This window comes from Kitasatospora sp. NPDC059803 (genome assembly GCF_042732255.1).
Taxonomy (GTDB): Bacteria; Actinomycetota; Actinomycetes; order Streptomycetales; family Streptomycetaceae; genus Kitasatospora.
The window spans coordinates 1-25,398 of record NZ_JBHWIJ010000035.1; the positions used below are offsets into that span (position 1 = coordinate 1).

The 25,398-nt window shown below is 74.6% G+C and carries 22 protein-coding genes; 6 read left to right on the top strand and 16 right to left on the bottom strand.

Translation table 11 applies throughout. The annotated features are described in order from the left end of the window. Positions 1–100: 100 nt before the first annotated feature. The 3 genes from ACFV6I_RS08595 to ACFV6I_RS08605 all read left to right on the top strand — a co-directional run bounded on the left by ACFV6I_RS08595 (position 101) and on the right by ACFV6I_RS08605 (position 1,957). A complete protein-coding gene (locus tag ACFV6I_RS08595; RefSeq protein ID WP_063346183.1) occupies positions 101–820 on the top strand; it encodes a response regulator transcription factor in 720 nt (239 codons plus the stop codon). Between the two features lie 79 nt (positions 821–899). After that, positions 900–1,280 carry a pyridoxamine 5'-phosphate oxidase family protein gene (locus tag ACFV6I_RS08600; RefSeq protein WP_063346182.1) on the top strand — a complete coding sequence of 127 codons (381 nt, stop codon included), beginning with the start codon at positions 900–902 and terminating at the stop codon, positions 1,278–1,280. Positions 1,281–1,504: 224 nt separating this feature from the next. After that, positions 1,505–1,957: a GNAT family N-acetyltransferase gene (locus ACFV6I_RS08605; RefSeq protein ID WP_208869037.1), complete on the top strand. Its 453-nt coding sequence runs from the start codon at positions 1,505–1,507 to the stop codon at positions 1,955–1,957. 4 nt (positions 1,958–1,961) lie between these two features. Here ACFV6I_RS08605 and ACFV6I_RS08610 read toward each other — a convergent pair whose 3' ends face one another. Together ACFV6I_RS08610 and ACFV6I_RS08615 are read right to left on the bottom strand one after the other, a co-directional pair. Continuing rightward, complete coding sequence (locus tag ACFV6I_RS08610; RefSeq protein WP_380423988.1) at positions 1,962–3,059, bottom strand: IS630 family transposase; 1,098 nt, start codon at positions 3,057–3,059, stop codon at positions 1,962–1,964. A 93-nt stretch (positions 3,060–3,152) separates the two neighbouring features. Then, complete coding sequence (locus ACFV6I_RS08615) at positions 3,153–4,424, bottom strand: hypothetical protein (RefSeq protein ID WP_380423989.1); 1,272 nt, start codon at positions 4,422–4,424, stop codon at positions 3,153–3,155. A gap of 192 nt (positions 4,425–4,616) precedes the next feature. Between ACFV6I_RS08615 and paaI the strand changes: the two genes are divergently transcribed. After that, positions 4,617–5,027, top strand: a complete 411-nt coding sequence (paaI, locus tag ACFV6I_RS08620) for a hydroxyphenylacetyl-CoA thioesterase PaaI (RefSeq protein ID WP_371515760.1) — start codon at positions 4,617–4,619, stop codon at positions 5,025–5,027. Positions 5,028–5,075: 48 nt separating this feature from the next. On the opposite strand, the gene ACFV6I_RS08625 is transcribed toward paaI, so the two are convergent. From ACFV6I_RS08625 to ACFV6I_RS08675, 11 genes are all read right to left on the bottom strand, one after another. Further along, entirely contained in the window at positions 5,076–6,335 is a 1,260-nt protein-coding gene (locus tag ACFV6I_RS08625) for a phenylacetate--CoA ligase family protein (protein ID WP_380423990.1), read from the bottom strand. 18 nt (positions 6,336–6,353) lie between these two features. Next, complete coding sequence (locus tag ACFV6I_RS08630) at positions 6,354–7,337, bottom strand: SDR family NAD(P)-dependent oxidoreductase (protein WP_380423991.1); 984 nt, start codon at positions 7,335–7,337, stop codon at positions 6,354–6,356. After that, on the bottom strand, positions 7,334–8,668 hold the full coding sequence (locus tag ACFV6I_RS08635; protein ID WP_380423992.1) for an MFS transporter: 1,335 nt from the start codon (positions 8,666–8,668) through the stop codon (positions 7,334–7,336). The genes ACFV6I_RS08630 and ACFV6I_RS08635 overlap by 4 nt, the downstream gene beginning before the upstream one ends. Next, complete coding sequence (locus ACFV6I_RS08640) at positions 8,665–9,894, bottom strand: phenylacetate--CoA ligase family protein (protein ID WP_380344812.1); 1,230 nt, start codon at positions 9,892–9,894, stop codon at positions 8,665–8,667. Before ACFV6I_RS08640 ends, ACFV6I_RS08635 begins: the two co-directional genes overlap by 4 nt. Further along, positions 9,891–11,072: a RimK family alpha-L-glutamate ligase gene (locus ACFV6I_RS08645; RefSeq protein ID WP_380423993.1), complete on the bottom strand. Its 1,182-nt coding sequence runs from the start codon at positions 11,070–11,072 to the stop codon at positions 9,891–9,893. Before ACFV6I_RS08645 ends, ACFV6I_RS08640 begins: the two co-directional genes overlap by 4 nt. Next, positions 11,069–12,457, bottom strand: a complete 1,389-nt coding sequence (locus tag ACFV6I_RS08650; RefSeq protein WP_380423994.1) for a KamA family radical SAM protein — start codon at positions 12,455–12,457, stop codon at positions 11,069–11,071. The genes ACFV6I_RS08645 and ACFV6I_RS08650 overlap by 4 nt, the downstream gene beginning before the upstream one ends. Before the next feature lie 6 nt (positions 12,458–12,463). Beyond that, on the bottom strand, positions 12,464–14,278 hold the full coding sequence (locus ACFV6I_RS08655; protein WP_380423995.1) for a class I adenylate-forming enzyme family protein: 1,815 nt from the start codon (positions 14,276–14,278) through the stop codon (positions 12,464–12,466). A 104-nt stretch (positions 14,279–14,382) separates the two neighbouring features. Then, a complete protein-coding gene (locus ACFV6I_RS08660; protein ID WP_380423996.1) occupies positions 14,383–15,825 on the bottom strand; it encodes a flavin monoamine oxidase family protein in 1,443 nt (480 codons plus the stop codon). Continuing rightward, a complete protein-coding gene (locus tag ACFV6I_RS08665) occupies positions 15,822–16,064 on the bottom strand; it encodes a phosphopantetheine-binding protein (RefSeq protein WP_063346173.1) in 243 nt (80 codons plus the stop codon). The genes ACFV6I_RS08660 and ACFV6I_RS08665 overlap by 4 nt, the downstream gene beginning before the upstream one ends. After that, on the bottom strand, positions 16,054–17,610 hold the full coding sequence (locus ACFV6I_RS08670) for an amino acid adenylation domain-containing protein (RefSeq protein WP_380423997.1): 1,557 nt from the start codon (positions 17,608–17,610) through the stop codon (positions 16,054–16,056). The genes ACFV6I_RS08665 and ACFV6I_RS08670 overlap by 11 nt, the downstream gene beginning before the upstream one ends. Positions 17,611–17,833: 223 nt before the next feature. Then, complete coding sequence (locus ACFV6I_RS08675) at positions 17,834–19,531, bottom strand: GAF domain-containing sensor histidine kinase (protein WP_063350871.1); 1,698 nt, start codon at positions 19,529–19,531, stop codon at positions 17,834–17,836. A 339-nt stretch (positions 19,532–19,870) separates the two neighbouring features. Between ACFV6I_RS08675 and ACFV6I_RS08680 the strand changes: the two genes are divergently transcribed. Next, the gene (locus ACFV6I_RS08680; RefSeq protein ID WP_380423998.1) at positions 19,871–20,737 is read left to right on the top strand and encodes a universal stress protein; all 867 of its coding nucleotides are present in this window, start codon (positions 19,871–19,873) and stop codon (positions 20,735–20,737) included. 153 nt (positions 20,738–20,890) lie between these two features. Here the strand turns inward: ACFV6I_RS08680 and ACFV6I_RS08685 are convergent, their stop codons facing one another. Together ACFV6I_RS08685 and ACFV6I_RS08690 are read right to left on the bottom strand one after the other, a co-directional pair. Then, on the bottom strand, positions 20,891–21,397 hold the full coding sequence (locus tag ACFV6I_RS08685) for a copper chaperone PCu(A)C (protein ID WP_380371577.1): 507 nt from the start codon (positions 21,395–21,397) through the stop codon (positions 20,891–20,893). An 8-nt stretch (positions 21,398–21,405) separates the two neighbouring features. After that, entirely contained in the window at positions 21,406–23,733 is a 2,328-nt protein-coding gene (locus ACFV6I_RS08690) for a heavy metal translocating P-type ATPase (RefSeq protein ID WP_380423999.1), read from the bottom strand. A gap of 609 nt (positions 23,734–24,342) precedes the next feature. On the opposite strand from ACFV6I_RS08690, the gene ACFV6I_RS08695 reads away from it, so the two are divergent. Then, complete coding sequence (locus tag ACFV6I_RS08695; protein WP_380424000.1) at positions 24,343–24,780, top strand: hypothetical protein; 438 nt, start codon at positions 24,343–24,345, stop codon at positions 24,778–24,780. Positions 24,781–24,880: 100 nt separating this feature from the next. Here ACFV6I_RS08695 and ACFV6I_RS08700 read toward each other — a convergent pair whose 3' ends face one another. Next, a complete protein-coding gene (locus ACFV6I_RS08700) occupies positions 24,881–25,294 on the bottom strand; it encodes a hypothetical protein (RefSeq protein ID WP_063346166.1) in 414 nt (137 codons plus the stop codon). Positions 25,295–25,398 lie beyond the last annotated feature (104 nt).

Below are 25,398 nucleotides of genomic sequence, written 5' to 3' on the forward strand. Positions count from 1 at the left end.
GAATGGGGTCGTTGGGCCCTGGGCCCTGCGGCGGCCGGTGGGCGATGATGCCCTGGGCCCTGCCGGGAGTGTGCGGGGGTGACGAAGGTGGAGCCGCGTGATGGCGACCAAGACGGCGGGCGCCGGGGCACCGGCGCCGGTGCGGGTGTTCCTGCTGGACGACCACGAGGTGGTGCGCCGCGGGGTGCACGACCTGCTGGACGGCGAGCCCGATCTGGAGGTGGTCGGCGAGGCCGCCACCGCCGAGCAGGCGCTCGTCCGGGTGCCCGCGCTGCGGCCCGACGTCGCGGTGCTGGACGTCCGGTTGGGCGACGGCGACGGGGTGTCGGTCTGCCGCGAACTGCGCTCCCGGATGCCCGGCCTGGCCTGCCTGATGCTGACCTCCTTCGACGACGAGGAGGCGCTGCTGGACGCCGTCATGGCGGGCGCCGCCGGGTACGTGCTCAAGCAGATCAGCGGCACCGACCTGGTGGCCGCCGTGCGGACCGTCGCCTCCGGCCGCTCGATGCTGGACCCGGGCGCCGCCACCCGGCTGCTCAACCGCCTGCGCAGCGACGCCGAGCCCGCGCAGCCCGTCACCACCGGGCCCGCGCTGACCGTGCGCGAGCAGGAGGTGCTGGCGCTGATCGGGGAGGGCCTGACCAACCGGCAGATCGGCGAACGGCTCTACCTCGCCGAGAAGACGGTGAAGAACCACGTCTCGCGGCTGCTCGCCAAGCTGGGCGTGGAGCGGCGGGTGCAGGCCGCGCTGATCTCCACCGAGCTGCGCCAGGCGGCCGCCGCCGCGCAGCCGGGGCACCTGCGCTCCCTCCGGGGCTGACGCGACGTCCGGGCCCGGGACCCCCGGCGGGACCATCGGCCCTCGCGGCGCCGCCACCGCCGGGGCGAGCATCGAGGGCATGAACGGTGATCACGACCTGCTCGAACTGGACCGGGAGCGGGCGCTGGAACTGCTGGCCAGGGCCGCGGTCGGCCGGGTGGTCTACACCATCCGCGCTCTCCCGGCGGTGCTGCCGGTGTCCTTCCGGCTCGACCTGTCGGACGGCGGCGGAGTGCTGCTCTCGGCCCCGGCCGGCTCCGAACTCGCGCGGGCCGTGGACGACGCCGTGATCGCCTTCGAGGCCGACGAGGTGGACGGCGTGGACGGCTCCGGCTGGTACGTCACCGTCCTCGGCCGCGCCCAGGTCGGCCCCGCCGTCGGCCGCGCCCCCGGCGCCGTCCGGATCCGCATCCGCCCCGAACTCGTCGTCGGCCGGCGGCTGCCCCCGCGCACAAACTAGTGGCGCGTCTCGATTGGTCGACCGGGTAATTGATCTCTGCGGGGCGCCAACCTGGAGACCGGCATGCGTTGTGCATCCGGCAAGATCAATAGAGGATGCATGCTGGACGGCAGATGGAGGGAACCGCCTTGCTTGCCGCCCGGGTGGGGAAGTCGCAGGCAGCGCAGTCCTGAGTCCCTGGCCGTGCCGGCGCGAGGCGGCTGACTGGAGTTGGAGAGTCCGGCGTGGTGATTGCGGAGGAAACAGAGTTCGACCCGGAGGAGATGTTCGGGCTCTACGTCTCGGTCGGGTGGGAGGGGTACACCTGCGACGTCGACAAGCTCTGTCGCGGTCTGGCCAACTCGCACCTGGTCATCACTGCCCGCGATGAGTCAGGCGTGCTCCTTGGCCTAGCCAGGACGGTCTCCGACGATGAAAGCATCTGCTACGTCCAGGACCTGCTGGTCAACCCGAGGTTCCACCGGCAGGGGATCGGCCGGGCGTTGCTTGAACACCTGATGGAGCGGTACGCGCACTGTCGCTTCTTCCTGTTGTCCACCGACCATGAGTCGACACCGGAGGGGAAGAGGAACCACGCTTTCTATCGGCAGATGGGCTTCCTCTCCTACGAGGAGAAGCAGATGACGGGCTTCGGCCTGCCGAGGATCCGGGCGCCCCGAGGCCAAACCGAGACGTGACGCGCTACGCGGCCCTGGCTGGATACTCGGTCCAACTGCGGATCGGCGAGCCCAGGGCGAAGCTGGACTTGGGCTCGGCGCATGCGTTGTGCCAGCGGATGTAGACGTTGATGGCGGCGTTCTGCTCGGCGTGGCTGCGGTGGTCGGTGCCGTTGAGCGCGAAGTAACGAAGTGCCGCGAACTCGGACTCGATCCAGTTCAGCCACGAGCCGTAGGTGGGCAGGAAGACCAGCTCGACCTCGTTGTCCGCTGCCCAGGCCCGCACGTTCGGGTGCTTGTGCGGGGAGAAGTTGTCCAGCACGACGTAAGGCTTCTCCCCGGGCCAGCGGGAGCGCAGGGCCTTGAGCAGGCCGAGGAACTCACGCCATCGCTTTCGCTTACGGATCCGGTAGTAGATCTTGCCGGTGGTCAGGTCGAGGGCGGCGAGCATGTGCATCACGCCGTCGTAGCGGTTGTAGGTGGCCTGCAGCCGGCGCGGCGAACGCGTGGGGCGCCAGGCCTTGCCCTTGCGCGGCTGAAGGTTGAGCGGGCCGAACTCGTCCACGCAGACCACCCGCCCGTCGGCGGGCGGCGCGTCGTAGAGCTCCAGGACCCGGTGCATCTTGGCGATGAAGGCCGGGTCCGTGGATGCCCTCCATGTGGTCGTCGTCTGCCAGGAGACTTTGCCCTCGCGCAGGATCCGGCGCAGGGTCTCGCGGCTGAGGACGGTGACGACCCTGCGCGCGATCAGGTGCTCGGCGAGCTTGGTCAGGCTCCAGGTGGAGAACGCGGCGATACCCCAGTCCGCGGGGGACGTCCGGGCGATCAGGCAGATGCGCTCGCGCACCTGTTCACCGATCGTCTTCGGGCGTCCCCCGCTCCATTTTGGGTCCAGTGCGTCGAACCCCCGCTCGTCAAAGGCGTGGATGACATCGCGCACGTAGTCCTCACCGACCCGCAGCAGCGAGGTGATGTCCCGCACGGACTGCCCCTGCGTGGACATCAGCACCACGATCGCCCGCCGCAGCCTCACCGGATCCTTCGACGTCCGGCCGATCCGCTGCAGCCGCCGGCCCTCCTCCATGCTCACCGGCCGGACGAACACTCCCGGACGACGCCCCACGACCACCTCCAAGATCAGAACTCGGAGACAGCCTGACGGACTACCAGCAGCCGATCAATTTCCCGGTCGACCAATCGAGCCGAGCCACTGGTGCTAGTGCGGATCGCCCTCGATGCGGCCCGCCAAGGCGCGGACGGTCGGCGGGAGTTGGCGCAGGCGCACGGCGAGGAGCGGGACGGCCAGGGCGAGGTAGACCCAGCTCAGCGCGACCCGGGCGGACTCGCCGGGGAGGGCGAACTGGACGGCGAACAAGGCGAACAGCAGCCCGGCCTTCCAGGGCAGGAACCGCAGGTCGAGCAGGAGCACCACGGCCAGGACGGTCTGCGCGGCGGTCAGCAGCACCTCGTCCACCTGGCGCTCGACCAGCGGGAGGGAGGCTGCGCCGCCGCCGGCCAGGTAGGCGAACGGAAGGCAGCCGATCAGCAGGGTCCACTGGTTGACTTTGCTGGAGAGCAGCGCGCCGAGGCCGTCGTCCCCGCGCAGCCGCCAGGCGAAGACGACCGCGACGATCAACTCGGGCGCCTCGGAGGCGAGCGGGGCCAGCCACTGCACCAGCAGGAAGCGGTCGATGCCGAGCGAGGCGCCGGCGTCGACCAGCGAGGTGGCGAAGGGCTCGGCGCAGGCGAAGATCACCCCGGCCGCGACCGCGAAGACCAGGACGGTGGTCGCCCGGCGGCGCTGCCGCGGAAGGGCGGCCAACCGGGCCGGGACGCCGATGAGTTCCTCCTCGTCGTCCTCGCCGCAGCGGCTGACCCGGAAGAGGTAGTAGCCGTACCAGGCGATCAGGACGACCGCGAGCACCCAGGAGATCTGCCGGGTCAGCGGCATCACGAAGGCCACCAGGGCGGCGGTGCCGAGGAAGCCGGTGTCGATCCGCCGGTGCTCCCGCAGGGTGATCCCGGGGGTGGCGCCGCGGCGCCGGGCGGCGAAGTAGGAGGCGAGGGCGACCAGCGGCCAGCCGACGCCGACCAGCAGCCGGTTGGCGCCGGTCATGTTGGCGGCCGCGTAGGCGGCGTACTCGGGCCGGGTGCCGGCCGCGTACGCGAAGTAGAGGTCGACGGCGTACTCGGGCAGGACGGCGATGAACGCCAGCAGGGCCAGGGCGAGCGGGCCGGAGATGTCGGCCCGGGCGGTCTCCGCGGCCCACATCAGCAGGAGCGCCGCCGCCAGCACGCCGAGGCCGAAGACCACCATGCCCGGTACGGGCGCCAGGTGCACCCCGGCCAGCCGCAGCACCACGGAGGGCAGCGCGCCGGCCACGGCGGCCCCGATCCGCAGGGCCGTCACGGATCCGCTGGGCGGCTGCGCCGACGGGATCCCGCCGGGGCCCGGTGGGGTGGCGGTCGCGGGTGACTTCTGGGCCATCAGCCGTCCTTGCGCTCGGGGAACCTGAGCAGGCCAGGGCCTGTCCGGCGGATCTTGCCGGACAGACCTTAGGGTCGGCGGGCGGCGGGGCGGGCCGAACGGCGGGGCGGCGCGGCCGAGTTCCCCCGGACGGCGGCCGGGCGCCGTGCTCTACGCTGACCCGGACGCCGTCGACGGAGGGAACAGGACGCCATGCTCGACCCCGGGACCGCCGCCCTCTACGCGCGGGACGAGACCTGTCGGCTGCTGGGCATCGCGCTGGACGAGGTGTCCGCCGGCCGCGCGGTGACGCGGATGACGGTGGCCGCGACGATGGTGAACGGCCACGGGACGGCGCACGGCGGCTTCCTGTTCCTGCTCGCCGACGCCGCGTTCGCGTTCGCGTGCAACAGCCACGGCCCGGTGACGGTCGCGCAGGCGGCGCAGGTCGTCTTCCTGGCCCCGGCGGCGGTCGGGGACGAACTGGTGGCGGAGGCGGTGGAGCGGTCGCGGGCCGGGCGCAGCGGGGTCTACGACGTGACGGTCCGGCGGGCGGACGGGAAGGTCATCGCCGAGTTCCGCGGGCAGAGCGTGGTGATCGGGGGCCGGCCGCAGACCGACTGACCGCCCGGCCCTCACCCCCGCTGCCCGGCCCCTGCCATCACCGTCCGGTCAGGACTGCGGACGCTCGTCCAGTACCTGCTGGAGCTTGCCGGTGCGCGGGTTGGTGACCAGTTCGGAGCGCGGCACCCACTCGACCGCGAGGTCGTGGATGCTGCCCAGCGCGACCTCGTCGGGGTAGAGCGGCCGGGCCGTGTACACGGCCTCGACGAGCCGGTCGGCGAGCTCGGGGGCCGGCCGCTGCCCGGTGTAGCCGAGGCGCAGGATCAGGCCGTCGCGCCCGGCCCAGCGGCGCTGCACGAGCTGCATGCCGGTGATGTGCCGCTCCGGGTCGGCGGCGAGCAGGACGGCCCGGATCTCCTCGGTGGGCATGGCGACGGTGCCGACCCGGGCGCCCTCGGTGGAGCGGCCGAGCAGGCGGAAGCGGCGGCAGCGGGCGTCGGTCCACTCGGCGCGGTCGCCGGTCGGGTAGCGCAGGATCGGCATCAGGGTGCGGAACAGGTTGGTGACGACGACCCGGCCGGGAGTGCCGGGTGTGGTGATCGTCTTGCCGGTGACGTCGTCGACGAGCTCCACCACCGTGCGGTGCGCGAAGGCCTCGTGCACCCGGACGTCGTCGCCGGGGACGGGCGAGCCGACCAGCCCGGCGTCGTTGGAGGCGTAGCCGACGGAGGCGACGGCGGCGTGGGGGAAGGCCCGGGCGAGGATCGGCCGCAGGTCGGCGAAGAGCAGATCGCCGCCGAACAGCAGCAGTTCGACCCCGTCGGCCGTCTCCCCGCGCTGGACCAGGCACTCGGCGACGGCGCTGAGCTTCATCGGCTCGCCGGCCAGCACGTGGACGCCGAAACCGGTGATGAGGTCGGCGATGTACGGGTCGGGGGCGGCGCCGCCGACGCCCAGGCGGACGTTGTCCACGGGTGCGTGGTGCAGGGCGCCCTCGATGTAGAGGAAGCCGCCGTAGAGTTCGCCGGCCGTGAACAGGTTGGCGACCCGGTGTCCGGGCCGCAGGCCGGCCCGGACGAGTCCGGCGCCGAAGGCGGTGACCGAGTCGGCGTGCTCGGTGCGGGTCCAGGGCGAGAACTTGGGGACGCCGGTGGTGCCGCCGGTCTTGTAGATGCCGGCGTCGCTGAGCGGGCCGGTCAGGACGCGGTTGTCGGGCCAGGTGTTGGCGGCCCAGAAGGCGGCCTGGTCGATGACGGGGAGCTGGTCGAGGCGCTCGGCGGCGGGGGGAAGGTCGCGGTACAGCTCGGCGTAGAACGGCGAGTTGGCGCGGGCGAAGGCGATCAGCTCGGCCAGGGGCTTGGCGGGCATGGTGGTCGGGTCCCTTGTTCAGGAGGAGGGTGCTGCGGGGGGTGCTTCGGCGGGTGTTTCGACTCGTGCTTCGGCTCGTGTTTCGGCTCGTGTTTCGAGGCGTGCGTCGGGCTGCCCGAGCCAGGTCCGGGCGAGGGACTGGACGGTGGAGCCGTCCGGGTCGGCGAGTTTGGCGGCCAGGTAGTCGGCGGCCCACTGGTTGGCGGGCACCCGGAAGGGCGGCCGGTCGGCGAGCAGGGTCCGTACGACGACCTCGGCGACCTCCCGGGCGGGCTGGCCGGCCGACTCCCAGCCCTGGCCGCCGACCCAGTCCAGGTAGCCGGCGAAGGTGGGCGCGTACGGGCCGGAGGCGGCCTGGATGGTGCCGCGGTCGATGTCCGGGAAGACCCCGAACCGGGTGTCCGGGACGTAGCCGGGCACGACCACCGAGACCTGGACGCCGTGCGCCGCCGCGACCGGGGCGAGCGCCTCCAGGAACCCCTCGACGGCGAACTTGGCGGCGCAGTACGCCTCGTTGAACGGCTGGCCGACCACGCCGTGCACGCTGCCGACGGCGACCAGGCGGCCTGCGGAGGCCCGCAGCAGCGGCAGCGCGGCCCGGCTGACGGCGGCCACCCCGAAGAAGTTGACCTCCAGGTTGGCCCGCAGCGCCGCGTCGGTGGACATCTCCAGGGTCGGGTCGGAGTTGGAGACGCCCGCGTTGTTGACCACGGCGTCCAGCCGCCCGTACGTCCGGGCCACGCCGTCCAGGCAGGCGGCGACCGAGCCGGGGTCGGTGACGTCGAGGCGGCGGACGTCCACGGTGACGCCGGCGGCCTCGGCGGCCCGCCGGAGCTCCCCGGCGCGGGCGGGTTCGCGCAGGGTGGCCACCGTGCGGTACCCGGCCCGGGCCGCTGCGACGGCGGTGGCCAGGCCGATGCCGGAGGACGTCCCGGTGATCAGCAGGACCTTGCCGTCGGCGTTCACATTGCTCACGGCGTTCCCGGCGTTCGCGTCGCTCACGACGCGCTCTCCGCGAGTTCCCCGGGGGCGGCGGCCTCGCGCCTGGCGGCGTCCAGCAGCGGCTGGAGGCCGAGGGCGGGGAGGAAGGAGCAGGCGGCCAGCAGGGTGCCGCCCGCCATCACCGCCCGGGCCGCGTCCAGGATGCCCAGCGGGCCGGTGAGCAGGGTGACGGCCAGGCCGCCGACCAGCGCGGCGAGCGGGATCACGCCCCAGGTGACGGTCCGGAAGGCGGCGTGCATGACGCCCTGGTTGCGGGCGGTCATCCGGGCCTGCCGGGTGGGCGCGCTGCACACGTTGATGCAGGACATGAAGAACCCGTAGCAGCCCATGGTCACCGCGATCACCGGCCCGGGTGGCAGCGCGGGCGCGGCGAGCAGGCCGAGGCCGGCCAGGCAGTGCAGCAGCAGCGACCAGGCCATCGTCCGCCCCAGGCCGAACCGCCGGCTGAGCCGTGGGGCGACGAGGGCGCCGATCAGCGCGCCGAGCGCGGCCACCGACATGGCCGCGCCGAAGGCACCGACCGTCACGCCCAGGCCCCGGTAGGCGAGGACGGGCAGGACGGTGACGAAGACCGGCCCGCCGCAGTTGAGCGTGACGGCCGCCAGCACCACCCGGCGCAGCACCGGGTCCGCCCAGTTGAGCCGGAAGCCGAGGGTCAGCCGCTCCCGGATCGAGCCGTCCTCGACCGTCCGCTCGCCCCACGGGCTCATGTACCGGAAGCAGACGGCCGAGACCAGGTAGCTGGCCGCGTCGACCAGCAGGGCGGCCACCCCGAGCGCGCTGTACAGGGCGGCGGCGATGGAGGGGCCGGCGACCTCGGCGACCGAGCCGCTGCCCTCCAGCCGGGAGTACGCGCGGACCATGCCGTCCTCGGGCACCACGGCGGGGACGGCGACCAGGTAGCCGACGTTGAAGAAGATCGTCGCGCCGCTGATCACCGCCACGCAGCCGAACAGCAGCGGGGTGGACAGCACGTCGAGCCAGTATGCGAGCGGGATCGCCGCCACCGCCGCCAGCCGGACGAGGTCGCAGCCGAGCATGGTGCGGCGCTTGTCCCAGCGGTCGACCAGCACTCCGGCGACCGGCCCGAGCAGCGGGATGCCGAGGTACTGGGCCATCGCCACCACGCCGACCTGGAGGGCGGAGGCGTGCAGGACGAAGATCATCAGGGTCGGGACGACGAACACGGTGACCTTGTCGCCGACCAGGCTGACGGTCTGCCCGGCCCAGAACAGGTCGAAGCCCCGGCCCAGCGGTGCCGGCCGCTCGGGCGCCGTCCCGCCTCCCGCCGGGTCGGACGTCACCCCGCCTCCCGCCGGGTCGGACTTCACGCGCCCTCCCGCAGGACCAGCCCGGCGGTCTTGCCGGTGCGGCCGTTGCTGATCAGCTCCTCGACCGGCCGCACTCGGAAGGACTCCGGGTCGTGCTGGAAAGCGGTGCTGAGCGTGAAGGTGGCGGTGAACAGCTCCTTGCGCAGCCGCTCGGTGTCGGGCGCGGCGCCCGTCCCGCCGGTGAGCAGCAGCACCTCCACCCCGGTGGCCCGGCCGCGCTGTTCGGTCAGCACCACCTGGGCCCGGGCCACGCCCGGTTCGCGCTCGGCCCGGGCGATCAGCTCGGCCACGTCCAGCCCGAGGCCGCGGACCTGGACGACGCTGTCGCGCCGGCCCAGCACCCGCATCGCCGGGCCCGGCCTCCCGCACGGGCAGTCGGTCAACTCGCCCGCGTCGCCGGTGCGGTAGCGCAGCACGGGGTTGAGCATCTCGGGGTTGAGGGTGGTGAAGTCGAGCAGGCCGTCGGCGTCGGCGTGGACCAGCTGGTCGGGCAGCGGGTGGAAGGTGTCGGCCGGGCAGTCGGGGGTGTTGGTGGCCACCACCCAGGTCTCGGTGCTGCCGAACATGCCCCAGCGCCGCGCCTCGGGCGCCACCACGGCGAGGTCCTCGGCGAGTTGGGGCTGCCAGGCCTCGCCGAGCCACAACACCTTGCGCAGGGAGGGGAGTCGGATGCCGGCGGCGCGGGCGTGCGCGAACCAGAGCCGCAGCACGCTGGGCGTCCCGCCGATGGCCGTCACCCGGCGCGCGGCCAGGAAGGCCAGCCAGTCGCCGTACTCCTCGGCGGCGACCGAGCCGAGCGCGATGATCCGGCAGCCGGAGAGGTCGGCGAGCGCGGCGGCGAGGAAGTGCGCGCCCCACATCCGGCCGGCGCCCCAGGCGTTGACGAAGACGTCCGTCCGGTCGAGCGGCTGCCAGTGGGCGTGCACGCCGGCCATGTAGAAGCCGGTGGGGGCGTAGCCGACCTGGGGGGCGCCGGTGCTGCCGCCGCTCTGGAACAGCCAGGTGGCGGCCTGGTCGGCGGCGGGCTCCAGGTGGGCGAGGGCGGTGTTGAGGTCGTCCTTGGCCAGGGGCGGGAGCGTGGCGAGCCGGTCGAGGGTGTGGATGTTGACGTGGCTGGCGTAGCGCGGGGCCAGGGCGGGGACGCTGCGCAGCCGCTCCAGGGTGCGCCGGGCCACGTGCAGGCGGGGCTCGGCGGTTTCGGGGGGCAGGGAGAAGGAGGCGGTCATCGGGAGTCCGTCCGGGGGTCGAGGGCTTGGGTGTGGGCGGGGCTTCGGGTGGGGCTGGGGGCGGGGCTTCGGGCGGGGTCGAGCGTGAGCGGGCGGGCGCCGTCCGCGAGCCACTTGGCGTGGCCGTCGCGGTAGGCGGCGAAGCGGGCACGGGTGACGTCCCGTTGGAGGGTGCGGTCCGGGTCGGTGAGGTCGGGGGCGATCACGCCGTCCGGTTCCAGTTCGGAGAACCAGTACCGCTCGCCGTCGTACAGGAAGTCGACGCAGAAGAACGGGATCGGCAGCCGCTCGGCGAACCAGGCGGTGGCGGCGGCGAGTTCGGGCGGCACCGGGGGGAACTCCATGGCGCCGCCCCGGCTGGCGTTGGCGACCGGGGAGCCGGGCTCCGGGGTCCGCTTCATCACCGCGTACGGCTCGCCGTCGACGACGTACACCCGGTAGTCGATCGTGCCGTCGCCCAGGTAGGGCTGGACCACCAGCGTGGTGTCGCCGCCCTGGGCGAGGCTGGCCAGGCCCCGGACGTCCTCGGGGCCGCGGGCCAGGTTGATCCCGCCGCCGCCGCACCAGCCGGAGGGTTTGACGATCGCGGGGTAGGTCATGTTCCGCAGGCCCACCTCGTAGCCGTGCTTGCTGATGTCCCGGCCGGTGCCGATCCGCACCGTCGGGATGGTCGGTACCGGGGAGCCGCCCAGGAACAGCAGGGTGGCCAGCTTGTCGTTGCCGATCAGCGAGACCTGCGGGGGGAACGGCAGGTAGAACCCGGCCTGTTCGAGCACCGCGTACAGCGCGTACTGGTTGAAGACGTCCATCGACTGGTACGGCAGCGAGTAGAGCGCGGTGATGAACAGGGTGTCCTCGGGGGTGACCGGCTCGTCGTCCACGTAGACCCGGGGGCGGCCGGGCCCGGTGGCGTCCACCGTGACGCCCTCCGGGGCGTGCCTGGTCCAGCGCAGGCCGAGGTCGGCGGCGCTCTCGGCGTAGAGGTCCCAGAAGAAGCCGTGCCACATCGCGGCCATCCGGGAGGACTCCCGGTCGGGGAAGATCCAGCACAGGCGGCGCAGTTCGCCGTCCCGGGGAGGGCCGGGGCTCGGGCCGGGGCTCGGGTCGGGGCTCGGGTCGGGGCTCGGGTCGGGGCTCGGGGCAGGGCTCGGGTCGGGGCTCGGGTCGGGGGTGCTCATCGCGCTCCTCGTGCGGTGGACGGCCCGGACCACCAGCGGCGGCCGGTCTCCGGGAGGGTGTCCACCGGGTCGTAGTAGGGGTGGCGCCGGTCGAGCGGGGCGTCCTGGCCGCCGTCGCCGCTCTCCAGGCCGGTGCGGTAGTTCTTGGTCCAGTACGAGATGCCGAGCTCGCGGTCGTAGGCCACCGCCTGGTGCACCCAGCGCTTGCCGACGTGCGGGACGTCGCAGACCAGGCGCGGGGTCGCGTAGCCGGGCAGGTAGCCCATGATCGCCTCCTGGAGGCGCTGCGCCTGGTGCAGCGGCGTCCGCCAGTGCTCGGCGCCCGGGATCACGTCGCAGAGGTAGAAGTAGTACGGCAGGATGTTCGCCTCGCCCTGGAGGGCGAAGCAGAGGTCGAGCAGGTCCTCGGGGGTGTCGTTGACGCCCCGCATCAGCACGCCCTGGTTGCGGACGTCCCGCACACCCGCGTCCAGCAGGGCCCGGGCCGCCTCGGCGACCAGCGGGGTGACCGAGCGCACGTGGTTGGCGTGGGTGTGCACGGCCAGGTTGACCGCGCGGCGGGCGGCCAGTTCGGCGACCCGGGCCAGGCCGTCCAGCAGCTGCGGCTGCAGCCAGTGCTGGGGCAGGCCGACCACGGCCTTGCTGGCCAGCCGGATGTCCCGGACGGTGCCGAGGTCCAGCAGCCGCAGCAGGAAGGACTCCAACCGGGGCCAGGGGACGTTGGCGAGGTCGCCGCCGGACAGCACCACGTCGCGCACGGCGGGGGTGCGCTTGAGGTAGTCGAGCATCTGCTCCTGCCGGTCGGCCGGGCGCAGCAGCAGCCGGGTCTTGGCCACCTGGGGTGTCGAGGTGCCGACCAGGTCCATCCGGGTGCACTGGCCGCAGTACTGCGGGCAGGTGGCGGTCAACTCGGCCAGCACCTTGGTGGGGTAACGGTGCGTCAGACCCTCGACGGCCCACATGTCCGCCTCGTGCAGCGAGTCCCGTTCGGCCCGGGGGTGGCTGGGCCAGTGCGGGTGCCGGTCGGTGCGCACCGGCAGCATGTAGCGGCGCACCGGGTCGGCCAGGAACGCCTCGGTGAAGGCCCGCGGGTCGGCCGGGGCGTCCGGGGCCATGGTGTTCAGCAGCTGCGGCGGCAGCAGCATCGGCATGGTGGCGAACCCGGCCTGGTCGGCGGCGAGTTCGCTATAGAAGTGGTCGGAGAGCCGGTCGCCGACGACGGCCCGCAGCTGCCGGGCGGTCTTCACCGAGTGGGCCCGCTGCCACTGGGCGTCGCGCCACTGCGCCTCGGTGACGTGGCGCCAGCCCGGCAGCCGCCGCCAGTCCGGCTCGACCAGCGCCGTCCGCGCGTACGTGTACGGCTGGCGGATCACGGGGTGGTCCATGGCCGGCTACTGGCCGGCGGAGGGGGCGGTGGAGGGGCCGGCTTGGGGGTCGGTTTGGGGCTCGGTTCGCGGGTCGGCTTGGGGGTCGGTTTGGGGCTTGGTTCGCGGGTCGGCTTGGGGGTCGGTGAAGAGGCCGGCGAAGCGGGTGCGCAGCTCGCGCTTGAGCACCTTGCCGGTCGGCCCGAGCGGGAAGTCCTGCGGCGTGCGGGCGATCCGGACGGCGGCGAGCGCGGCCAGCCCGGCCGTGGCCAGCGCCTTGTTCGCCGCGTCCTGCACCTCCTCGGCGGCGGCCCCTCCGGCCCCGGCCTGCAACCGGACGACGGCGACCGGGCGTTGGCCCTCACCGGGCGCCCCGGGCACGCCGACCACCGAGCAGTCCTGCACCAGGTCGGCGCAGTCGGCGAGCAGCACCTCCTCGATCGGCAGGCTGTAGACCGGGCCGTCGGCGGTGTCGATGACGTCCACCGTGCGGTCGAGGTGGTAGAACCGGCCGTCGGGCGAGCGGCGGGCGACGTCGCCGGTGAGCCAGTAGCCGGCCAGCTCGAAGCTCTCGGTCAGCCGCCGGTCGTGCCAGTAGCCCGGGGTCCGGGAGGGGCTGACCACGCCGAGCAACCCGACCGTGCCGTCCGGGAGTTCGGTGCCGTCCTGGTCGAGCACGGCGGCCTTCAGGACCACCTCCAGCGGCCTGCCGACGCAGCGGTCGTCGCGGGCGCTCTCCGGGGTGGTCACCTGGCCGAAGAGCGCCATGCCCATCTCGGAGGAGCCCAGGCCGTCGACGAACTGCGAACCGGGCAGCGCGGGTTGGTCGGACCGGTCCTGCGGCAGCAGCCAGGGGCGGATCAGCCCGGCCGGCCGCTCGCCGAGCGTCACCAGGCGGCGGATGTGCCCGTGGTGCGCGCTGTCGCCGGTGTTGAACCAGGAGTGCACCCGGGCCGCGCCGCGGACCGGGAGGTCACCGGTGGCCAGCTCGACGAAGGTCCGGGGGAAGGAGGCGACCATGGTCGGCTGGAAGGCCTCCATCACCGGCTCGACGACGGCGCGCCGCCAGTCGGACATCACCACGGTGGGCAGGCCGAGCAGGGTCGCGGTGAGGAAGTAGCTGAGCCCGCCGGCGTGGGTGTGCGGCATCAGCGACATCAGCCGGTCGTACGGCTCGGCGGGGAAGCGCTCCATCCGCGGCTGCTTGCCGTCCCAGAACTGGCGGTGCGCCAGCATCGTGGACTTGGGGGTGCCGGTGGTGCCGGAGGAGTGGATCAGCGCCACCACGTCGTCCGGGGCGTGCCGGTACGGGTGGCCGGCGGGCAGCTCGACGGCGTCGGCGTCGAAGGCCTGCACCTCGGCGGCCAGGGCGAGGAAGCGCGGGCGGCGGCCCGGGTCCTCGCGGTAGGCGGCGGCCAGCCGGGTGGGGTCGTCGGCGACCACGCCGACCACGCCGACGTGGTCCAGGTAGCGGACCAGCACGTCGTGCCGCATCGCGTCGTTGACCAGCGCGGGGACGGCGCCCAGCGAGGTCAGCGCGAGGAAGTGCAGCAGCGGCTCCAGGCCCTCGCCGACCACGACGCCCACCGGCTCGCCGGGGCGCACCCCGTTGGCGTGGTACCAGGCGGCGTAACGGTCGCGCAGCGCGGCCAGGTCGAGCAGGCTGTGGCCGCGCAGCACGACCTCGCCGCGGTGGTCGGTGCGGTGGGTGAAGACGGACGGGACGGCGCGGTGCGGGTTGGCCGCGAGGGCGTGGTCGAGGAAGTTGCCAGCGCCCAGGGCGGGTTCGGTCATCAGCCGCTGTCTGACGGCGAGGGGCGCGATGGAACTGCGGTCGCTCATGGGGGTCTCCCGAGGAGGGTGCCGGGCGCGGGTTCTCGTGGAACCGGCTCCGGGGAGGGGGAAAGGCGGGGGGAAGGCGGGTGTGCGGGCGTCGGGCGCTGGTTTCAGGCGCGGGCGAGGACGTCGGCGACGACCCGGTGGCCGGAGCGGATCGCGCCCTCCATCAGCCCGAAGTACGCGGTGCTGGTCTCGGTGCCGGCCCAGTGCACCCGGTGGTGCGGCGCGGTCAGCGCCGGGCCGAGCCGCGGCCAGTCGCCGGGCCCCAGCAGGGCGGCGTAACAGCCCTGGCTGAACGGGTCGTTGAGCCAGTCGGTGACGTGGCAGGCGGTCGGCTCGGGGAGCATCGGGAAGAGCTGCGCGGCCTGCCCGACGGCCGCCGCGCGTTGCTGCCGCGGGGTGAGGGCGGCGAAGCGGTGCGCCTCGGCGCCGGTGACGAAGCCGGTCAGGACTCCGATGCCGGCCTCGGCGGGGGAGTCGTCCACGGTGGAGAGCAGCGGCCCCCGGGCGTTGACCGACCAGCCGGACAGGCCGTGGTCGCGCCACAGCGGCGCCGGGTAGACCAGGTGGACCTTGACCGCGCAGCCGCGTGCGGTGCGCTCGCCGGCCCGGCGCACCGGCAGGCCGGGCCGGTAGTCGATCGCGTCGGCGAGCAGCGGCGGCAGTGCCATGACGGCGACGTCCGCGCGGTGTTCGCCGCGGTCGGTGTGCACGGTGACGGCGTCGGCGTCCTGGTGGACGGCCCGGACCGGCTCGCCCAGCCGTACCCGGCGGCCCAGGCGCTCGGCCAGCCGCTCGCACACCTGGTGGGCGCCGCCGGCGATCCGGTCCTGCTGGGCGCCGCCGGCGAAGGCGTTGAGGTAGCGCAGGCCGCCGCCGGAGCGCAGGTAGAAGGCGAGGTGGAGGACGGAGATGTCGGCCGGGTCGGCGGCCGTCATCTCGCCCAGGAACAGCGGGAAGAACAGCCGGGCGTCGGGGTGGGTGAGGTGCTGCTCGGCCCACTCGGCGGCGGTCAGGGCGTCCAGGCGTTCGGCGTCCGGGGTGAGCCAGGGCGCCTCCGGCCGTACGGCGGCGGTGAGTTCGGACAGCCGGTCGAACAGGTCGCCGAGCGCGACGCCGTCGAGCGGCGGGAACCGGCCGTCGCGGGTCGCGGCGTCGGGGCCGGGGCCGGGTTCGGCGTCGCTGCCGGTGCCGGTGCCGCCGCCGAGCGCGAACCGGCTGGCGCCGGACATCGCGGTGGGGGTGGTCTTGAGCCCCAACTCGTCCATCATGGCGAGGAGTTCGGTGTGCCGGTCACCCAGGTAGGCGGCGCCGGCGTCGACCAGGACGCCGGGGGCGGCCTCGATGCCGTGGGTGCGCCCGCCGACCCGGTCCCGGGCCTCCAGGACGGTCACGTCGAAGCCGTGCGCCGCCAGCCCGGTGGCGGCGGTGACCCCGGCCAGTCCGGCGCCGACCACGACGACGGTGCCTGCGGGCTGCTGGTCGTTGAACTGCCGGCCGTTGAACGGGTGGTCGTTGAACGGGTCGTCGTCGGACGGGTGGTCGTTCATCTCGCGGCCGTGATTCTGCGCGCGAGCGCGGTGGGGGTGGGCGCGAGCAGGAACTCGTCGAAGGTGAGCTCGACGGCGTAGCCGCGCGCGACGGCGCTCAGCACCCGGGTGGCGATCAGCGAGTCGCCGCCGAGGTCGAAGAAGTCGGAGTCGGGCGCCACGTCGTCGCGTTCCAGCACGCGCCGGAAGACGGCCACCAGGTCCTGCGGGGTGGCGGGGGTGGTGAGGTCAGTGCTCAACGGAGGTCTCCTTCGACCTGTCGTGGGCGCCGTAGCGCAGGTGGCAGCCGGCCCGGTCGACCTTGCCGCTGGGGGTGTGCACGAGCCGGGGGACGACGGTGATCCGCCCGGGCACGAGGTGGCCGGGCACCCGGGCCCGCAGGTAGGACAGCAACTCGCCGGCCAGGTCCGGCGGGGAGGTGTGCCGGCGTGCCACGACGTATGCGAGCAGCGTGGTGCGGCCGGCCAGGGTGGCACCGGTGACGGCGGCCGCGGTCACCTCGGGGTGGCCGGTGAGGTGCGCCTCGACCTCCGCCGGGTCCACCCGGACGCCGCGCACCTTCAATTCGCCGTCCAGGCGGCCCTGGTGGGTGAGCAGGCCGTCCGGGCCGCGGCTCACCCGGTCGCCGGTGCGGAAGTACCGCTCGCCGTCGACGGTGGTGAACCGGGCCGCCGTCGCCTCGGGCAGGCCGGGGTAGCCGAGCGCGAGGCCCGGCCCGCCGATCAGCAACTCGCCCTGCTCGCCGAGGCGTTCGATGACGTGCGGCAGGGCGTGGCCGATCGGTGCGGGGCGGATCGGTGCGGGGCCGATCGGTGCGCGGGCGAGCGGTCCGGACAGGTCGACGGCGTGGGTGATCTGGGTGGTCTCGGTGCAGCCGTAGGTGTTCAGCAGCCGGATCCGCCCGGTGTCCAGCCGGGCCCAGTCGTCCAGCCGGGCCGGCTGGACGGCCTCCCCGCCGATCACCAGGAGCCGGACGCAGGGCGGCAGTTCGGCCCGGTCGTCGACGAGGTGGTGGACGAGTTCGTGCCAGAAGGCGGTCGGCAGGTCCAGGACGGTGATCCGCTCGCGCTCGACCATCCGCAGGAAGCGCGGGAACGATCCGCAGTGCGCGTCGGGGTCGAGGACGAGGGTGGCGCCCGCGGTGAGTGCCGGGAGGATCTCCTCGAAGCAGGTGTCCCAGTTGAGCGAGGCGAACTGGAGCACCCGGTCCTGGGGGGTGAGGTGGAAGAGGTCGCGCAGTGCGTGGGCCGTGGCCGCGACGGCCCGGCGGGGAGTGGCGACGGGTTTCGGCTGCCCGGTCGAACCCGACGTGAAGAGAATGTAGGCCGGATGTTCCGGGCCGCTTGCGGCGCGGTCCGCCGGAAGGGTTCCGGGCGGTTCTCCGGGGAATTCCGAGAGGGCGGGTAACTCCACTAATCGAGTGCCGAGTTGGTGGTCCGCGACGGCTTCGCCGAGTATTGCCGTGCGGCAGTTCGCGGCCGTCGCCATGGCGTGTCGACGGGCCTCCGGGAATGCCGGATCGATCGGGCAGTACGTACCTCCGGCGGTCAGCACGCCGAGAAGTGCGACCACCGTTTCGGCCGTGTGGACGGCCGGCACGCAGACCGTGCCGGGGTCCGGTCCCAGGCGCCTGGCCAGGGTGTTCGCCAGCTCTGCGAGCCGACCGTAGTCGAGGGTGCGCCCCCGCTGGACGATCGCGGGGTGCCGGGGATTGCGGCGTGCCATTTTTGTGAACGCGTGGATCAGGTCGGGAGCGACCTGGAGGGTGTCCTGATTAATTGACATGGCCGCCCCAAATGATGCTGTCGAATGCTCATCCGTGCTCGGCGAACGGCGACTCTACCGTCGAACATGCGTGGCGACAATGGATGTTGAGAGCGTTCTTCGAGGGGGGCGTGCTCGACGTGTGAACCCGCCGGAGGGCGTTCGGTCGTTCGAGTAGGGACGGCGCACGCAAGGGCGCGGAGCGGCGTGGGCGAAGGCCCGGCGACATCCCGGTGACGGCACGTCAGGAGCCGAGCGGGGCCTCCCAGGAGAGCCGGGTGCCGCCGCCCTCGGCGGGCTCGACCGTGAAGGTGCCGCCCACCCGCTCGGCCCGCTCGGCGAGGTTGCGCAGCCCGCTGCGCCGGCCGCCCTCGGGCACGCCCACCCCGTCGTCGGCCACCACCAGGGCCACCCGCCCGGCGAGCGCCCGCAGCGTCACCTCCACCCGGCCCGCCCGCGCGTGCCGGGCGGCGTTGCTGAGCGCCTCGCCGAGGACGGCCACCGCGTGGTCGGCCAGTTCCTGCGGCACGTCGGTGTCCAGCAGGCCCTCCATGCTCAGCCGGGGCGCGAAGCCGAGCGTCCCCTGCGCCTCGGCGACGACGCGGGTGGCGCGGGCGCGCAGGCCCCGGTCGGGCTCGCTGTGGGCGCGCAGCCCGAAGATCGTCGACCGGATGATCTTGATGGTCTCGTCCAGGTCCGCCACCGCGCGGGCGACCCGGTCGGCGGCGGCCGGGCTGTCGATCAGCCGGCCCGCGCTCTGCAACGTCATCCCGGTCGCGAACAGCCGCTGGATCGCCAGGTCGTGCAGGTCCCGGGCGATCCGGTCACGGTCCTCCAGCAGCGTCAGGTGCTCGGCGTCGCGCCGCCGCTCGGCCAGCTCCAAGGCCAGCGCCGCCTGGTCCGCGAAGCCCAGCAGCGGCCCGGTCTCGTCCGGCCCGAAGGCCGGCTGCCCGGCCGCGCGGGCCAGCAGCAGCACGCCCCGCCCGTACCCCGCCCCGGTGCCCAGCGGCACCGCGACCGCCGGACCCAGTCCGTCGAAGCGCCCCGCCGGGCCCGCCGGGTAGCGGGCGTCGCAGGCCAGGTCGTCGCTGGTCACCGGCGAACCGGAGGCGTACGCGGCGCCCGACAGCGTGCCGTCCACCGGCACCGTCACCCCCAGCCGCGCGGCCGGCGCCCCACCCAGCGCGACCTCCACCGTCAGCTCCTCCGCCCGCTCCCGCGGACCGTCCAGCGCCACCGAGACGTCGGCCAGCTCGGCGCCGGCGATCTCCCCGGCCCGGCGGGCGATCAGCTCCACCACCTCCAGCCGGGGCGCGCCCGACAGCAGGCTGCGGCTGATCTCCGCGCTGGCCCGCAGCCAGCGCTGGCGCAGCTGCGCCTCCTCGTACAACCGGGCGTTGTCGATCGCCACCCCGGCCGCGACCGCCAGGGTGGAGATCACCGCCTCGTCGTCGGTGTCGAAGTCCAGCCCGCCGCGCTTGTCGGTGAGGTACAGGTTCCCGAACACCTCGCCGTGCACCCGCACCGGCACCCCGAGGAAGGTGTGCATCGGCGGATGGTTCGGCGGGAAGCCCGCCGAGGCCGGGTGCTCGGACAGCACCGGGCAGCGCAGCGGCTGCGGGTCGCGGATCAACTCGCCGAGGATGCCCCGGCCGGACGGCGGCGGGCCGATCTCGGCGATCTCCTCCTCGGACATCCCCACCGTCAGGAACTGCGACAGCGAGTGCCCGTCCGGGCCGATCACCCCGAGCGCGGCGTAACGGGCGTCCACCAGGTCGGCGGCGGCCTCGACGATCCGGTGCAGCGCCTGGGCGAGGTCCAGCTCCCGGCCGACCGCGAGCACCGCCTCCAACAGGCTGTGCACCCGGTTCTGGGTGCCGCGCGCCGCGTCGATCCGCCACTGGAGCTCCTCCAGCAGCTCGTCCAGGCGCAGCCGGGGCATCCGCGCGCCGCCACCCGCCGCGCTGCCGTCCGCTCCGCCCACCGCTGTCCTCCTCGTACTCGCCCTGGCCCGTCCTCCACCCGCCGCCGGAGGGCGCCAGGTGCCGCCCGATCAGGGCGATTGCCGGATTCACGGTAGTGCCCGGGTGTCGGCACCCCGCACGCCGGGGTGCGCCGTACGCTCCCACGGGCGGGCCTTTCGTCCCGTCGCAGAGGGGCCTGCGGCCTCTGTCGCGAGGCCCTGGCGGACCGCCAGGGTGGGGGAGGAGCGGACGGGCCGTCAGTGCGCACACCGTCCCCGCGCCGCCCCGCCAAGCGCCGACACAGTGGAGGAACCCTCATGACGCCATCCGTCCTCGCCGGGGTCGACGGCTCGCCGGAGAGCACCACCGCCGCCCTCTGGGCCGCCGACGAGGCAGTGCTCCGGGGCACCCCGCTGCGCCTGGTGCACGCCTGGCCGTGGCTGACCGACGGCGTGGCCACCTTCGCCGAGCCCGACGACCTGCCGGCCGCCGCGCAGCGGGTCCTGGCCTCGGCCGCCGACGCGATCCGCGAACGCCACCCCGACCTGGCGGTGCACACCGACGCCGTCCTGGACGCGCCGGTGGACGGCCTGGTCGCCGCGGCCGCGGACGCCGCCCTCCTGGTGCTCGGCTCACGCGGCCTCGGCGGCTTCACCGGGCTGCTGCTCGGCTCGGTCGGCATGGCCGCGGCCGCCCGCAGCACGGTGCCGGTGGTCGTGGTGCGCGAGCCGGGCGCGCCCGACGGCGCCGGCGACGGCGTGCCCGAGGTACTGGTCGGCGTCGACGCGCACGCCCCGGAGGAGGAGGTGCTCGCCTTCGCCTTCCAGGAGGCCGCCCTGCGCGGCGCCCGGGTGCGGGCCGTGCACGGCTGGGACCTCCCGCCGGTCTTCGGCTACGCCGGCGGAGCCGTGCCGCCCACCGAGATCGCCCAACTGGAGGCGCTGGAGGCCAAACTGCTCTCCCTCGCCCTGGCCGGCCCGCGCGAGCGACACCCGGACACCGCGGTGATCGAGGACGTCCGGCTCGGCGCCGCCCGCGGCCTGGTCGAAGCCTCCGCCGGCGCCGCCCTCCTGGTCGTCGGCCGCCGCCACCGCTCCCTCGACTTCGGCCCCCGCCTCGGCCGCGTCGCCCACGCCGCCCTCCACCACGCCCAGTCCCCAGTCGCCGTCATCCCCCACCCCTGACCAACGCCCCGGCAGCGCCCGCCCGGAAAGCGGGCCAAGGTAACCCCCCACGAGTCCGAACCTCGCACCCTCCGCCGACCGATGGCCCGGACCGCACAGCGGTCCGGGCCATCCGTTGGGACCGGATCACGTCCCGACGGGGGCCGGGGAGTGTCAGGGTGTCGGCGGTTCGGTTGGGCGGGGGCGGGTGCCCGGGGGGAGGACTTGGGCCTTGAGGTGGAGGTCCGGGCTGTGGCGGAAGCCGAGGGTGAAGTCCACCCACTGGCCGGCTCGTAGGGGCGGGGGGTCGGCGATCATCAGGTCGGCGTCCTCCGGGGCCATTGCCAGCTCGCCGCGGCCCGGGATCGGGAGGGCGGTCACCGGCTCCCAGCGGCCTGCGGCGCCCTGGTGGAGGTGTCGCTTGATTGTGATCCTGCCGCCGAACTCCCAGCTGGCGGACGTCAGTTCGTCCGGTACGTCGCCCGGGTTGCGGATCGTGAAGAACGCCGCCGTGGCCGGGGCCGCGCCTGCCGTCGGCAGCAGCAGCCAGCCCGGGCCGGCCTCCACCGGCCGGGGCCGCCCGGCCCCGCCGACCGCCGTCCACCCGGTCAGCAGCACCAGCGTCAGTGCCGCCGCGCCCACCGGCGGGCCGACCACCCGCAGCCGTCCGAGCGCGCTCATCGCCCCGCTCATCGCCGGGCCCCCTTCCGGGCCGCCGAGGCGCCCCGTCCGGGCTGCCAGGTGCGCAGCCGCAGGCTGTTGCCGACCACCAACAGTGAGCTGAGCGACATCGCCACCGCCGCCAGCATCGGGTTGAGCAGGCCGACGGCCGCCAGCGGGATCAGCACCACGTTGTAGCCGAAGGCCCACAGCAGGTTGGCCCGGATCGTGCCGAGGGTCCGTCGGGCCAGCCGGACGGCGTCCACCACCGCCTCGATGTCGCCGCGCACCAGGGTCAGTCCGGCCGCGCCGATCGCGGCGTCGCTGCCCGAGGCCAGCGCCACCCCGAGGTCCGCCGAGGCCAGTGCCACCGCGTCGTTGACGCCGTCGCCGACCACCGCGACCGTCCGCCCGGCGCCCCGCAGCTCGGCCACCACCGCGGCCTTGCCCTCCGGTGAGGCCGCGGCGTGCACCCGTTCGATGCCCAGCTCGCGCGCCACCGCCCGGGCCGCGCCCGGGCCGTCGCCGGTCAGCAGGACGGTCTCCAGCCCCATTCCGCGCAGCCGGTGGAGCGCCCGCCAGCTGCCCGAGCGCAGCGTGTCGCCGACGGTGAGCACGGCTGCGGCCCGCCCGTCCAGCTCGACCACCACGGCCGTGCGGCCAGTGTCCGAGGCGGCGGTGACCGCGTCCGCGAGGTCGGCGGGCAGCGGCTGCGCCGTGCCGTCCGGGCGGACCACCCGTATGCCCCGGCCCTCGACCACCCCGGACACCCCGACCCCGGTGGCGGCCGCGAAGCCGTCCACCGCAGGCAGCGGACCGCAGCGCTCCCGCGCGGCCGCCGCCACGGCCCGCCCGATCGGGTGCTCCGAGCGGTGTTCCACCGCGCCGGCCAGCCGCAGCACCGCACTCTCGTCGAGTCCCGAGTCGAGCCCCGAGTCGGGCCCTTCGTCGAGCTCCGAGTCGAGCCCCGCGTCGAAGCCCTGGGCGACCGTCACCGTCGCCAGTTCCATCCGCCCGGTGGTCAGCGTCCCGGTCTTGTCCAGCACCACGGTGTCGACCCGGCGCAGGCTCTCCAGCACCTCCGGGCCGCGCACCAGCACGCCCAGCTCCGCGCCCCGCCCGGTCGCCGCCAGCAGTGCCGTCGGGGTGGCCAGGCCCAGGGCGCACGGGCAGGCGACCACCAGGACCGCGACCGCCGCCGTCACCGCCGCCTGGGGGGCTGCGCCCGCGCCGAGCCAGAAGCCCAGCACGCACACCGCGCCCGCCAGCACGCACGGCACGAACACCCCGGCCACCGCGTCGGCGAGGCGCTGCGCCCGGGCCTTGCCGGCCTGGGCGTCCGCCACCAGTGCGGTGATCCGGGCGAGTTGGGTGTCGGCGCCGACGGCCGTCGCCCGTACCACCAGCGCGCCGCCGACGTTGACGGTCGCGCCGGCCACCGCGTCCCCGGGGCCGACCTCCACCGGCACGCTCTCCCCGGTCAGCAGGCTCAGGTCGAGCGCCGAACCGCCCTCGACCACCACCCCGTCGGTGGCCACCCGTTCGCCCGGCCGCACCACGAACTCCTGCCCGGGCAGCAGCAGTTCGATCGGTACCAGGCGCTCCTCGCCGGTCCCGCCGTCCCGGACGCACACCTGCTTCGCGCCGAGTTCGGCCAGCGCCCGCAGCGCGGAACCGCTGCGCCGCCGCACCCGGCCCTCCAGCAGCCGCCCGGCCAGCACGAACAGCGGCACCCCGACCGCCGCCTCCAGGTAGACGTGCGCCGCGCCGCCGCCGTCCGCGGTCAGCGAGAACGGCATCCGCATGCCGACCTCCCCGGCGCCGCCGAACACCAGCGCGTACGCGGACCAGCCGAAGGACGCCACCACCCCCAGGCTGACCAGGGTGTCCATGGTGGCCGCCGCGTGCCGCAGCCCCTGCCAGGCCCGGCGGTGGAACCCGGCCGACCCCCAGGTGACCACCGGGACGGCCAGCGCGAAGCAGACCCACTGCCAGGCGGGGAACTGCAGTGACGGCACCATCGACAGCACCACCACCGGGACGGCCAGCAGGGTCGTCACCAGCAGTCGCCGGCGCTCCGCCGGCTCCTCGTCCGGCAGTCCGACGCCCGCCCCTGCGGGCGCCAACTCGGCGGTGTAGCCCGCCCGTTCGACGGCCGCCACCAGCTCTGCGACCGGCACCCCGGCCGGGTGCAGCACCCGGGCCCGACCGGTCGCCAGGTTCACCCCGGCCGTCACTCCGTCGATCCGGGCCAGCCGCTTCTCCACCCGGCCCACGCAGGCCGCGCAGGTCATCCCGCCGACCGCCAGATCGGTGCTCACCAGGGCCCCGGCGTCGGCCCCCGCAACGGGGCTCATCGCATCCCGCCCATGTCGTGCCCGCCCATCCCGGGCGCCCCGGGCGACGCGCCGCCCCCGGGCGTCAGCCCGGGAGACACCGGGCCCGCCTGCCGTCCCACCGCATACGCCACCACGAACACCACCACCAGCAGCAGGGCGAACCCCGCCAGCACACTCAAGGGCCGGACACCCGGCGACTTCGCACTCACCCCCCAGCAGTCGGACGGCGGGCGCGGTTGGTTCCCGTACGGTCCGAACCGGTGGGGCGCGCCCCGGCACCGCGGGCCCGGCGGGACCCATACGGCAGGCTCCGGGCCCGGATTAATTCGGATGACGCACCCGATGTGACCAGGTAGCGTCCGGGACGGCGCCTCCCGATGCGCTGGGTCCCGGCTACTACCCGTCAACTAGGTGCCGGTGCCCGTGGTCGGTTCCGGGAGGCGCCTACGCGTTCGGCCCCGGGGCCGTTCCGGCCCGTGATCCGGGTCATGGCCCGGGGTCCGGGCGAATCCGCCCCTGTTGAAATCTGATCGTCATAAGATCCCTTCGTGTGCCGAAGACCGGCACCCGGCCCGGCCGCGAGAGCTCGTGCGGCCGGACGGATGGTCAACGCAGCGGGGAGTAGCGATGACACGTACGGGGAAGCGGATGCTGGCCGCAAGCGCGGCCGCGCTGGCGGCGGTACTGGCGGTCGCCGGGACGGCCTCGGCGCAGCCGGGCCCGGCTGCGGTCCAGAGCGGCATGGGGACGGGGGAGATCCTGCCGTACCCGGGGGAGACGGGCCTGATCTGGATCCCGGACTGGATCGGCGACGGCGGCGCGGTGACGGCCTCCGTCAACCCCTCGCAGCCCTTCACCGTGACGGTGGGCTGCCAGGGCGGCGGCTCGGTCCAGGTCCACGTCGCCGGCCTGGCGCCGGCCGACTTCACGGTCCAGTGCCCGGTCGGCGCGACCGGCACCGGCTCGGTGGAGATCCCCGCCCGGCCCGGCCGGGACCTCCTGTTCACGGTGACCGCCTCCGACCAGACGATCCACTGGGGCATGTACGCCACCCAGGCGGACTGACCCCGCCGCGCCCCGGAGCGGGTCCCGTTCGGTCCTGCCGCGCGCGCGACGGGACTGAACGGGACCGAACGGAGCTGAACGGGACTGAACGGGACCGGTCCTAACGCCGCACGCTGCGCGGCCCGGTGACCGCCGCGCCCAGCGCGCCGACCCGGGCCCGCAGTTCGCGGTCGGCGGTGACGACCAGGCAGTCCCGGTCCGGCTGTTCGGCCCTGGCCGCCCGGACCAGCTCGACGATCCGGTCGTCACCGCTGCCGGCCGCCGCGACCACCCGCACCTCGGGCAGTCCGTCCACGCCCCGGGCCGCGCCCTCCACGACCAGCACCACCTCCAGCGGCCCGGGCCGCTCCGGCAGGCCCTGCCCGGCGACGGCGACCAGCGCGTCCCGCAGCCGCTCGGCGGCGCCCCGCCGATCCCGCCACCACCCGTCGGGCACCGACCCGACCACGTTGGCCCCGTCCACCACCAGCAGCGGCAGCCCGCCCCGGGTCCCGTTCGCGTCCCTGTCCTCCATGGCCTCTCCCACGCCCTTCCTCGTCACGCCTTTCCCAGGGCCGGCCCGGCGAGTGACCGGGCCGGCGGGGCCGCCGGGCGAACCCACCGGGGCCCCGTCAGCCG